Raw genomic sequence first — 10517 nt, forward strand, 5'->3', positions numbered from 1 at the left:
CCGTGGCGATCACCCTCGACTCCCCGCTGACCGCCGTCCTCGGCGCGGCGACACCGGCCAAGCGCAAGCGGTTCGCCGAAGGACTCGGCCTGCAGACGGTCGGCGACCTGATGCGCCACTTCCCGCGGCGCTACCTCGAGACCGGGTCGCTGACCCGGATCGACAACCTGCGGATCGGCCAGCTGCTCTGCGTCGTCGGCGAGATCGCCGAGTGCGAGATCAAGAACTACCGCGACCGCCGCACCGGCCGCACGGCGTACCGCGTCGAGGCGGTGCTGCGCACCGGCGGCCCGCCCCTGAAGATGACCTTCTTCGCCAAGAACCAGGGCACCGCCGGCTGGCAGGCGCGCCGCGTCGCCGTCGGCAACCGCGGCGTCTTCCTCGGCAAGGCCGACCGGTTCCGCGACCAGTGGCAGCTGGTCAACCCGGCGATGACGATCTTCGGGATGGGCGACGAGGCCGAGGGGGAGGGCGACGGCGTCGAGGACGTGCTCGACTTCGGTCCGCTGTTCCCGATCTACCCGCTCACCAAGGGCGTCGAGACCTGGGACATCGCCCGCGCCGTCACCTTCGCCCGCCAGGTGCTCGAACCCGTGGCCGAGCTGCTGCCCGACGCCCTGCGCGAGGAGTACGACGTCCTCGGGATCCAGCAGGCCTACGACTGGGTGCACCAGCCCGACGACAGGGACCAGGTCGCGCAGGCACACCACCGGTTCCGGTTCGAGGAGGCGCTGGTCACCCAGCTGGTCCTCGGACGACGTCGGCGGGCTCGTCGGGCCGAGGGCGCGACCGCGCGGACCGGGGGAGTGAGCGAGGTCCTCGCGGCCTTCGACGCCCGGCTGCCGTTCGAGCTCACCGCCGGCCAGGCGTCGGTGGGCAAGGAGATCGAGCACGACCTGGCCCAGCCGCACCCGATGAACCGGCTGCTCCAAGGTGAGGTCGGCTCCGGCAAGACCCTGGTCGCGCTGCGGGCGATGCTCCGCGTCGTCGACTCCGGCGGCCAGGCCGCACTGCTCGCGCCGACCGAGGTGCTCGCCCAGCAGCACTACCGCTCCATCGCCGCGATGCTCGGCGACCTCGGGGAGGGCGGCACCATCTTCGGCTCGGGGGAGGGCACTCGCGTCGAGCTGCTCACCGGCTCGATGACCAAGACCCAGCGCACCGGCCCGCTGTCCCGGATCGCCAGTGGCGAGGCGGGCATCGTGATCGGCACCCATGCCCTGCTCCAGGACCAGGTGATGTTCGCCGACCTCGGTCTGGTCGTGGTCGACGAGCAGCACCGCTTCGGCGTCGAGCAGCGCGCCGCGCTCACCGACAAGGCCGCTGCGCCGCCGCACCTGCTCGTGATGACCGCGACGCCCATCCCGCGCACCGTCGCGATGACGGTCTTCGGCGACCTCGAGACCTCGACGTTGACCGAGCTGCCCGCCGGCCGGGCCCCGATCCAGACCAATGTCGTCCCGCTCGCCGAGCAGCCGGGCTGGATCGGCCGGGTGTGGGAGCGGGTGCGCGAGGAGGTGGGCAAGGGGCACCAGGTCTACGTCGTGTGCCCCCGCATCGCCGGCGACGAGCACGAGGCCGGCCAGGTCGACGCGGTCGACGTCCGTGATGAGGACGCGCCGGTCGAGGAGGCCCCGCGCCCTCCCGCCGCGGCCGTCGAGGAGGTGGTGGGCCGGCTCGCCCAGGGGCCACTGTCCGGCATCCGGGTGACCGGGCTGCACGGCCGGCTCCCCGCCGACGAGAAGGACGCCACCATGCGCGCCTTCGCCGCCGGTGAGGTCGACGTCCTGGTCTCCACGACCGTGATCGAGGTCGGCGTCGACGTCGCCAACGCGACCACGATGGTGATCCTCGACGCCGACCGGTTCGGCATCTCCCAGCTCCACCAGCTGCGCGGCCGGGTCGGCCGTGGCGGCCTGCCGGGACTGTGCCTCCTGGTCAGCCACACCGAGGCCGGCTCGCCGTCGCGCGAGCGGCTGGAGGCGGTCGCGTCCACCACCGACGGCTTCGTGCTCAGCCGCATCGACCTCGAGATGCGGCGCGAGGGCGACGTCCTCGGCGCCTCCCAGGCCGGTGGTCGCTCCAGCCTGGAGAACCTGCGCGTGCTGCGCGACGAGGACACCATCGTCACGGCCCGCCAGGCCGCCGAGGGGCTGCTCGACACCGACGTGGAGCTGGGCCAGGCGCCGGACCTCGCGGCCGCCGTCCGTGACCTCGAGCAGTCCCAGCTCGCCGAGTTCGTCGACAAGTCCTGAGGAAGGCCGATGACCCGCATCATCGCCGGCCGCGCCGGCGGCCGCCGGCTGCAGACCCCCAAGGGCGACCAGACCCGCCCCACCAGCGACCGGGTGCGCGAGGCGCTGTTCTCCGCGATCGAGGCCTGGGCCGGCTCGCTCCACGACCTGCGCTTCCTGGACCTGTACGCCGGCTCCGGCGCGATCGGCCTCGAGGCCTGGTCCCGCGGCGCCGCGGCCGTGACCCTCGTCGAGGCCGATCGCCGCACGGCTGACCTGATCCGCGCCAACGCCCGCAGCATCGGGTGCGACGTCGCCGAGGTGGTGGCCCGCTCGGTGGCCACCGTGCTCGCCGAGCCGGCCCGGGCGTCGTACGACCTGGTGTTCAGCGACCCGCCCTACCCGCTGTCCGACGAGGCGGTCGCCACCGACCTCGCGCTCCTCGCCGAGCACGGCTGGCTCGCCGAGGGCGCCTTGGTGGTCGCCGAGCGCTCGCGCCGCAGCCCGGAGCCGGTGTGGCCCACCGGACTGCAGCCGCTGCCCGGCAAGCGCCGCCTCAAGAAGTACGGCGAGACGAACCTCTGGCTCGCCGAGGCCGGCCCGGCCGATAGCCTCGCCCCATGACCCGCGCGGTGTGCCCCGGCTCCTTCGACCCGGTCACGTACGGCCATCTCGACATCTTCCGTCGTACCGCCGGACTCTTCGACGAGCTCGTCGTCGCGACCGGCACCAACATCTCCAAGTCGCGACTCTTCGACCCCGACGAGCGCCTGGAGATGCTGCGCGAGGCGTGTGCGGACCTGCCGAACGTGACGGTGATGGGCTTCACCGGCCTGATCGTCGACTTCTGCCGCGAGATCGACGCCCACGCCATCGTCAAGGGCCTGCGCGGCGGCAACGACTACGAGTACGAACTGCCGATGGCGCAGATGAACGCTCACCTCACCGGCATCGAGACCATCTTCGTGCCGACGACCGCGAGCCTGGGCTACGTGTCGTCCAGCCTGGTCAAGGAGGTCGCCTCCCTGGGTGGCGACGTGTCCGAGTTCGTGACCCCCGCGGTGCACGAGCGACTGACCGCGAAGCTCGCCGCACGTCAGGCCTGATTTGGCCGCCTTCGGCCTGCACCACTAACATCGACCTGATCTGTTGTGCCCGGACCTGGAAGTGAACCCCTGAACACCCTGGACCCGAGAGCGCCGCTCGTGCTCGACACTCGCGAGCTCGGCCGCCGCCCGGGGTCCCAGCGTCAGGTGTCGCGGACAGTTCCGGCACCAGCAGATCTGGGCATCGAAGTCCTCTCCGTCCCCGAGGGCGCGCCGGTCGAGCTCGACCTGCGCCTGGAGGCGGTCATGGAAGGCGTGCTCGTCACCGGGACGGCCTCGGCCGTGCTGGAGGGTGAGTGCGTGCGGTGCCTGGAGCCGATCCACGACGAGTTCGAGGTGCGGTTCCAGGAGCTGTTCGTCTACGACGACATCCGTGACTCCGAGGGAGCAGAAGAGGACGACGAGGTCAGCATGCTCCAGGACGACCTGCTCGACCTGGAGACCGTGCTGCGGGACGCGGTGGTGCTCGCACTGCCGTTCCAGCCCTTGTGCCAGGACGACTGTCCCGGGTTGTGCCCCGAGTGCGGGGTGCGACTCATCGACGAGCCGGACCACACGCACGAGGCTGCGATCGACCCGCGGTGGGCGGCGCTGACCGAGCTCAAGCAAGACCCAACGGACTGAAGAGGCGCTCGCCCCGAGCGCACCCGAACCAAGGAGAAGACAGTGGCTGTTCCGAAGCGGAAGATGTCGCGCAGCAACACGCGGCACCGTCGCTCGCAGTGGAAGGCTGTCGCCCCGTCGCTGGTGACCTGCGCCAACCCGGCCTGCGGCGCCAAGCACCTCCCGCACCGTGCCTGCGGCACCTGCGGCCAGTACGGCGCGCGCGCCGACCGTCGCCAGGTCCTCTGACCCGCCCGGTCGATCCAGGCCAGTCGAGTCAGGCCAGCGGCATCACCAACTACGTCGAGCTGCGTCGAGCGCTCGGGGATCCGACTCTGGACCCCGAGCTGCTCGAGCGCGCGATGACGCATCGCTCCTTCGCCTACGAGAACGGTGGTCTTCCGACCAACGAGAGGCTGGAGTTCCTCGGCGACTCGGTGCTCGGCGTCGTGGTGACCGAGACTCTCTACCTGGCGCACCCGGACCTCTCCGAGGGCCGGCTCGCCAAGCTGCGCGCGGCCGTCGTCAACGCCCGCGCGCTCGCCGGCGTCGCCCGTGACATCGGGCTCGGCGCCCACATCAAGCTGGGACGCGGCGAGGAGGCGACCGGCGGTCGCGACAAGGCCTCGATCCTGTCCGACACGGTCGAGGCCGTCATCGGCGCGATCCACCTCAGCGGCGGCATCGACGTGTCCGCGACCGTCGTCCACCTGCTGTTCGACCCGCTCATCGAGGCTGCGTCCGCGCTCGGGGCCGGTCTCGACTGGAAGACCTCGCTGCAGGAGCTGGCGGCCGACCAGTCGCTCGGCGTGCCCGAGTACGTCATCGAGGACGACGGCCCCGACCACATGAAGACCTTCACCGCGCAGGTCCGGGTCGGCGACAAGCTCTACGGCAACGGCACCGGCCGCTCCAAGAAGGAGGCCGAGCAGGGCGCCGCCGAGACGGCGTACGGCGAGATCTCCGCCTCCCTCGGTCTCGACGCCGACGGCCGTCCGATCACCTCCGGCAGCTGACCGCGGCGGATCCAGCCCGATGCCCGAGCTCCCCGAGGTCGAGGTCGTCCGCGCCGGCCTCGAGCGTCACGTCACCGGCGCCACCATCGCCGCGGTCGACGTCCTCCACGACCGCCCGGTACGCCGCCACCCGACCGGCGCGTCCGGCTTCGCCGCCGCGCTGACCGGCCGCCGGATCGAGGGCGCTCGCCGCCGCGGCAAGTACCTCTGGCTCCCGCTCGACGACGGCAACGCGATCCTCGGCCACCTCGGCATGAGCGGCCAGATGCTGGTCCAGCCCGTCGACGCCCCCGCCGAGCGGCACCTCCGGGTGCGCTTCGCCCTCACCGGCACCGACCACGGCCGCGAGCTGCGCTTCGTCGACCAGCGCATGTTCGGCGGCCTGTCGGTCTCGCTCGACGGCGCCGACCTGCCGCCCGAGATCGCCCACATCGCCCGCGACCCCCTCGACCCGGAGTTCGACGACGACCTGTTCGTCGCCCGGCTGCGCAAGCGCACCTCCGGCGTCAAGCGGCTGCTGCTCGACCAGGGCCTGATCTCCGGCGTCGGCAACATCTATGCCGACGAGTCCCTGTGGCGCGCCCGCCTGCACGGCGAGCGTCCCGGTGACCGGCTCAGCCGCGCGAAGGCCGTCGAGCTGCTCGGCCACGCCCGCGACGTGATGAACGCGGCGCTGGCCCAGGGCGGCACGTCCTTCGACGCGCTCTACGTCAACGTCAACGGCGAGTCGGGCTACTTCGACCGCTCGCTGCACGCCTACGGCCGCGAGGGCGAGCCCTGCGACCGGTGCGGTACGGCGATCCGCCGGGTCGCGTTCATGAACCGGTCGTCGTACTACTGCCCGCGCTGCCAGTCGGCTCCCCGCTCGGCGAGGTCGAGGGCGTAGGCGTAGGCGTCGACGGCGGCGGGGTCTTCGGGATCCGCGGCACCCGCACCGTGATCCACCGCTGGACGGCGGTGTGGCTGGAGGTGCGCAGCACCCTGACCTGGACGCGCACCCGGCCGGTGAGCTCCGACAGGTCGTAGCTGGCATTGCCCTGGTCGTCGAGGCGCCGGATCCCGATCCGCACCAGGCGGCCGTCGGCTGTGCGCCGGCTGATCGTGATCGCGTCGCCGGTCCCGGCGCCGACGGCGTGGGCGTCGACGACCGAGCCGGTCGAGGTGAGGGTGAGGATCGGCTGCACCCCGATCCGGCGCTTGCGGGAGAGCAGCACGCGGTCCGGCTCGCCGTCGTCGTCGGAGTCGACCTCGACCCGGAACCGGAAGGTGGTGGTCTCGACGAGGGGACCGGTCGCGAAGATCGCGGTGCCCTCCTGGCCGGTCACGGCGGAGCCGGCGCGGGTCCAGCCGCCGCCGGCGTGGCGCTCGAGCAGGGTGACCTCGGCGCCCTCGACCAGGTCGCCGTCGTCGCGCACCAGACCGGTCACGGTGGCGCGCCCGCCGGTGACGACCCGGCGCACCGACGTCGTCGCGCCCACGCTGGTGGCGGTGACCGGGGGAGTGGGGGTGCCGGTGGTGGGGTCGTCGGTGCCGGGGCTGGTCGGACCGGTCGAGCCGGTCGCCGAGGGGGAGCCGGACCCCGAGGGGGACCCGGTCGCCGTCGTACCGGTGGCGTCGGTGGTGGCGCTGCCGGTCGTGCCGACGGAGGCGTCGCCGCCGGCCGAGGAGCGCTCGCCCGGGCGAGCGGACCGCGAGGCGTCGGGGGTACGGCGATCCTCGGGCCGCTCGCTCTCCGATGCGCTCGGCGTGGGCGTGGGAGTGGCCCGGGGAGCGCGGGTCGTCGGCGTCAGCGGTCGCGCCGGCGGGACGCCGACCCCGCCGAAGGCGTCATGGGCGATGGCCTGCACCGAGTGGGGCAGGTGCTGGGTGTAGGCGGCCGCGGCCATCCCACCGGTGAGGGTGACGGTCGCGAGCAGGGCGGCGCCGCCGACGCCGATCCGCCCGACGATCCGTCCGCCGCGGCCGAGTCCGCCGAGTCCACCGGGCCCACCGTGGCCGCTGGTCGCGACCGGCGGACGTGCCGCACTGAAGGCGGCGACGAAGCGGGCCTCGTCGGCCAGCTCCTCCGGCGTGCCGGGGGCGCGCAGCGCCCGCACCAGGGCGGAGTCCTCGAACTCCTCCAGGCCGTCGTGCTCCGTGCTCATCTGCTCACCCCCCTCGTGGTTCGGCCTTCGTGTGTGCGGGCCAGCTTCTTCAGTGCGCGGTGGACGTTGACCGCCACCGTGCCGGGCTTCTTGTCGACGATCGCCGCGACCTCGGCCACCGAGAGCCCGGCCACCACCCGGAGCATCACCATCTCGGCCTGGTGAGGCGGCAGGGTGGCCACCAGGCGGACGGCCGCCTCGGTGTCGACCCGCTCGAGGGCGGCCGCCTCGGCGCTGGGCGCCGTACCGATGTCGATCACGTCGGCAGTCGGCGTGCTCGGTCGCGCGGCGCGGGCCCTCCCGGCGTCGATCGCCCGGTGTCGTCCCAGGGTGAAGATCCAGGCGCGGAACTCGGCGGGACCGCCGGTGAACCGGTGCAGGTCGCGCACGACGTGGAGCCAGGTCTCGGCCGCGATGTCCTCGGCGCTGTCCCGCTCCCGCACCCGCAGGTAGCGCAGCAGCGCCGGGTGCACGAGACGCCAGACCTCGCCGAACGCGTCCTGGTCGCCGTCGAGGGCCCGGGCCAGCGGCTCCCCGAGGGGGTCGGGGGCTCGGGAGGCGGGCGGGATCAGGACGCCTCCTCGCTCGATGGTCAGGGCACGGACGGCAGCAGGCGCCGGGAAGTCCCCGAGCTCACCCACCGCCATCGATCCTGACACACCACGGTGAGCGGGCCGGGCGACCGATCCATTACACCCGCGAACCGCTGCTTCCCTGCCTTCCCCGTCGCGGGCTGTGTAATCCCTCACAGCCGCGGCCCGCTCCGGTGGGTGTCAGGTCATCTCTCGAAGGAGCACACACTATGAACCGTCGATCTCGGGCCACGACGGGCGCGGCCGTCATCGTCGCCGGCACGGCCCTGTGGGCATCCCTCGGCGTCCCGCTCGCCGCGCAGGCGGCACCCACGCCGGAGTGTGGTGGGCAGACCGCGACCATCGTCGGCAAGGACGGTGACGATGTCCTGGTCGGCACTGCGGGCGACGACGTCGTCTTCCTCGACAAGGGCAGCGACCGCTTCGACGGCCTCGGCGGCAACGACATCATCTGCGGTGGCCCGGGCAACGACGTGATCACCGGTGGGGACGGCAACGATGTCATCAACGGCGGCGAGGGCAACGACTGGGTCGACGCGGGCGCGGGCGACGACAAGGTCAGCGTGCTCGCCGACAGTGACGGCGTGCTCGGCGGCGACGGCGCCGACACGATCACGGTGCGGGTCCCGGTGGCCGACGTCCACGCGGGGGCCGGGAACGACATCGTCTACGCCACCTGGCTGACCACGCCGCTGCGGATGAACGCCGGTGACGACACGATCGTCTTCCACAACACCTCCGGTGAGCTGCGCGGCGGCCGGGGCGAGGACGTCTTCGTCGACGCTGCCTCGGACCCGGGCTTCGTGGACCAGCCGAACCTCAACGAGACGACGACCTCGCTGATGCGGGGCGGGTCGGGTGACGACACCTTCACGCTCGTCTCGCAGGCGGCACCCGTGCGGCTCGACGCGGAGCTGGGCGTCGCGACCTGGCAGGACAACGCCGCCCGTCTCAAGGGGATCCAGGCCTACGTCGGCGGCATCGGCAACGACATCCTCCTCGGCAGCCACCGGGACGAGACCCTCCGCGGCAAGTCCGGCGACGACGTGGTCCGCGGCCGCGCGGGCAACGACCGCCTCCGCGGCGGCCCGGGCGTCGACGTCGTCTACGGCGGCGCCGGGCGCGACGACTGCACCGGTGAGGCCCGCCACTCCTGCTGATCCCACCAGGACACGGCCTAGTCCCACCTGTAATGCCCCACCGCCGCGATCCGCTGTGGTGGGTGTCATGTTCGACGACATCCAAGGAGTACGAACCATGCACACCAATCTTCGGCGTACGGCCGGTGCCCTCGCCCTCGTGACGGGCGGCACCCTGTGGGCCACCACCGTCGTCTCCGGGACGGCGTACGCCGTCGACCCGCCGCTGTGCAACGGCAAGGCCGCGACCATCGTCGGCACCGACGCCGACGACACCCTCACCGGCACCGCGGGCGACGACGTCGTCTACCTCGGCAAGGGCAACGACAAGTTCGACGGCCTCGAGGGCAACGACACCATCTGTGGTGGCGAGGGCAACGACACCATCGACGGCGGCGCCGGCGACGACTGGATCGACGCTGGCCTGGGCGACGACAAGGTCAACGTCCTGTCCGGCAACGACTTCGTGTACGGCAACGACGGCGACGACACCCTCGTCGTGAGCGTGCCCGTCTCCGACATCAACGGCGGCGCGGGCGACGACATCGCCTACGTCACCTACCTGACGAGCACCCTGAAGATGAACGCCGGCGACGACACCGTCGTCTTCGACCGCACCTCGGGCGAGCTGCGCGGCGGCAAGGGCGAGGACGCCTTCCTCGTCGCCACTCCGAAGCCCGCCGAGGGCACGCCCACCCCGGGCCTGAACACCGCCGCCACCTCGCTGCTCAAGGGCGGCTCCGGGGTCGACACCTTCACCCTCGCCCCGCTGACCGTCCCGGTCCGGGTCGACGTGGCGGCCGGCGGCGCCACCTGGGAGGGCGGCAACTCCGTCAAGCTGAAGGGCTTCCAGGCCTACACGGGCGGTGCCGGCAACGACACCCTGCTCGGCAGCGACCGTCCCGAGACCATCCGCGGCAAGGGCGGCGACGACCTGGTCCGTGGCCGTGGCGGCAACGACACCCTGCGCGGCGGTCCCGGCACCGACGTCGTCTACGGCGGCGTCGGGCGCGACAACTGCACCGGCGAGGTCCAGCACGGCTGCTGACCCGGGCACTCGATCCCGGATCCGGCGGTGACACACCACCGCCGGATCCGAACGAGACGTGCCGGGAAGGCCCGGTCTCCGGGCCTTCCCCGTTGCGGTGACCGCGGCCTTCCCGGCACTTCCTGGACGTCCCCGGCGCCGGTCGGCGCAGGTTTGACCCCGCCGTCTCGAAGTGGGACTCTTGGAGACGGCCCCCCACGGGCCGACACCCGTCGAACCGGAAGGCTCAACTTCATGGCCAAGGCGCTGATCGGCCACCTGAACAGCGACCTCCGCGACCCCCGTATCGCCCTCGAGAACGCTCGACTGCGCAACCGGGTCGCTGAGCTGGAGTCCCTCGTCCTCCGTCTCTCCGAGGAGAACGACAAGCTGATGTCGGCCCGCGCGGCCGAGATCCTGACCGGCGACGCGGAGATGCAGCCGGCCTGACCAGGACTCCGACGACGGGCTCCCGTCGTCGCCCCAGGTGCACCCAACAACGGACCACCCCCGCCGTACGCCGGCGCCGGGTGGTCCGAGTGTCTTTTCGGCCTCGCTCGCGGGGTGCAGCGATCCGTCGAGGCCGCGGGGTAACGTGAGGCCTGCCGAGCTTCCCCCGCGTCGGAACGTCCTTGCCCGACCCCGAAGGGAGACC

At 72.5% G+C, this 10517-nt stretch carries 12 protein-coding genes; 10 read left to right on the plus strand and 2 right to left on the minus strand.

What is annotated here, in order from left to right; all coding sequences use genetic code 11:
* Positions 1 to 2: 2 nt before the first annotated feature.
* The 7 genes from QI633_RS07990 (at position 3) to mutM (ending at position 5845) form a co-directional block, all read left to right on the plus strand.
* Entirely contained in the window at positions 3 to 2255 is a 2253-nt protein-coding gene (locus QI633_RS07990) for an ATP-dependent DNA helicase RecG (protein ID WP_282428611.1), read from the plus strand.
* Between the two features lie 9 nt (positions 2256 to 2264).
* Positions 2265 to 2858, plus strand: coding sequence for a 16S rRNA (guanine(966)-N(2))-methyltransferase RsmD (rsmD, locus tag QI633_RS07995; protein WP_282428612.1), 594 nt, complete (start codon positions 2265 to 2267; stop codon positions 2856 to 2858).
* Positions 2855 to 3340, plus strand: a complete 486-nt coding sequence (coaD, locus tag QI633_RS08000) for a pantetheine-phosphate adenylyltransferase (RefSeq protein WP_141799627.1) — start codon at positions 2855 to 2857, stop codon at positions 3338 to 3340. The genes rsmD and coaD overlap by 4 nt, the downstream gene beginning before the upstream one ends.
* 99 nt (positions 3341 to 3439) lie before the next feature.
* Positions 3440 to 3964 (plus strand): DUF177 domain-containing protein, encoded by a 525-nt coding sequence (locus QI633_RS08005; RefSeq protein ID WP_260806090.1) that lies wholly within the window; start codon positions 3440 to 3442, stop codon positions 3962 to 3964.
* Between the two features lie 42 nt (positions 3965 to 4006).
* Positions 4007 to 4192, plus strand: coding sequence for a 50S ribosomal protein L32 (gene rpmF / locus QI633_RS08010; RefSeq protein WP_028655951.1), 186 nt, complete (start codon positions 4007 to 4009; stop codon positions 4190 to 4192).
* A gap of 41 nt (positions 4193 to 4233) precedes the next feature.
* The gene (gene rnc / locus QI633_RS08015; protein ID WP_141801160.1) at positions 4234 to 4959 is read left to right on the plus strand and encodes a ribonuclease III; all 726 of its coding nucleotides are present in this window, start codon (positions 4234 to 4236) and stop codon (positions 4957 to 4959) included.
* Positions 4960 to 4978: 19 nt separating this feature from the next.
* The gene (gene mutM / locus QI633_RS08020; RefSeq protein WP_141799625.1) at positions 4979 to 5845 is read left to right on the plus strand and encodes a bifunctional DNA-formamidopyrimidine glycosylase/DNA-(apurinic or apyrimidinic site) lyase; all 867 of its coding nucleotides are present in this window, start codon (positions 4979 to 4981) and stop codon (positions 5843 to 5845) included.
* Here the strand turns inward: mutM and QI633_RS08025 are convergent.
* Together QI633_RS08025 and QI633_RS08030 are read right to left on the minus strand one after the other, a co-directional pair.
* Entirely contained in the window at positions 5775 to 7103 is a 1329-nt protein-coding gene (locus tag QI633_RS08025; RefSeq protein ID WP_282428614.1) for a hypothetical protein, read from the minus strand. The genes mutM and QI633_RS08025 overlap by 71 nt on opposite strands.
* A complete protein-coding gene (locus QI633_RS08030) occupies positions 7100 to 7744 on the minus strand; it encodes a sigma-70 family RNA polymerase sigma factor (protein ID WP_282428615.1) in 645 nt (214 codons plus the stop codon). The genes QI633_RS08025 and QI633_RS08030 overlap by 4 nt, the downstream gene beginning before the upstream one ends.
* A gap of 161 nt (positions 7745 to 7905) precedes the next feature.
* Here QI633_RS08030 and QI633_RS08035 point away from each other — a divergent pair, with 161 nt between their 5' ends.
* The 3 genes from QI633_RS08035 to QI633_RS08045 all read left to right on the plus strand — a co-directional run bounded on the left by QI633_RS08035 (position 7906) and on the right by QI633_RS08045 (position 10312).
* Positions 7906 to 8856, plus strand: coding sequence for a calcium-binding protein (locus QI633_RS08035; protein ID WP_282428616.1), 951 nt, complete (start codon positions 7906 to 7908; stop codon positions 8854 to 8856).
* Between the two features lie 97 nt (positions 8857 to 8953).
* Positions 8954 to 9883, plus strand: coding sequence for a calcium-binding protein (locus tag QI633_RS08040; RefSeq protein WP_282428617.1), 930 nt, complete (start codon positions 8954 to 8956; stop codon positions 9881 to 9883).
* Between the two features lie 234 nt (positions 9884 to 10117).
* Positions 10118 to 10312 (plus strand): hypothetical protein, encoded by a 195-nt coding sequence (locus QI633_RS08045; RefSeq protein WP_141799620.1) that lies wholly within the window; start codon positions 10118 to 10120, stop codon positions 10310 to 10312.
* Positions 10313 to 10517 lie beyond the last annotated feature (205 nt).

Origin of the sequence: Nocardioides sp. QY071 (assembly GCF_029961765.1) — a bacterium.
GTDB lineage: Bacteria > Actinomycetota > Actinomycetes > Propionibacteriales > Nocardioidaceae > Nocardioides.

Bases quoted from the DNA above. Each gene is read 5' to 3' on its own strand.
- rsmD (WP_282428612.1), top strand. From the start codon at position 2,265: ATGACCCGCATCATCGCCGGCCGCGCCGGCGGCCGCCGGCTGCAGACC.
- coaD (WP_141799627.1), top strand. From the start codon at position 2,855: ATGACCCGCGCGGTGTGCCCCGGCTCCTTCGACCCGGTCACGTACGGC.
- mutM (WP_141799625.1), top strand. From the start codon at position 4,979: ATGCCCGAGCTCCCCGAGGTCGAGGTCGTCCGCGCCGGCCTCGAGCGT.
- QI633_RS08025 (WP_282428614.1), bottom strand. From the start codon at position 7,103: ATGAGCACGGAGCACGACGGCCTGGAGGAGTTCGAGGACTCCGCCCTG.
- QI633_RS08035 (WP_282428616.1), top strand. From the start codon at position 7,906: ATGAACCGTCGATCTCGGGCCACGACGGGCGCGGCCGTCATCGTCGCC.
- QI633_RS08040 (WP_282428617.1), top strand. From the start codon at position 8,954: ATGCACACCAATCTTCGGCGTACGGCCGGTGCCCTCGCCCTCGTGACG.
- QI633_RS08045 (WP_141799620.1), top strand. From the start codon at position 10,118: ATGGCCAAGGCGCTGATCGGCCACCTGAACAGCGACCTCCGCGACCCC.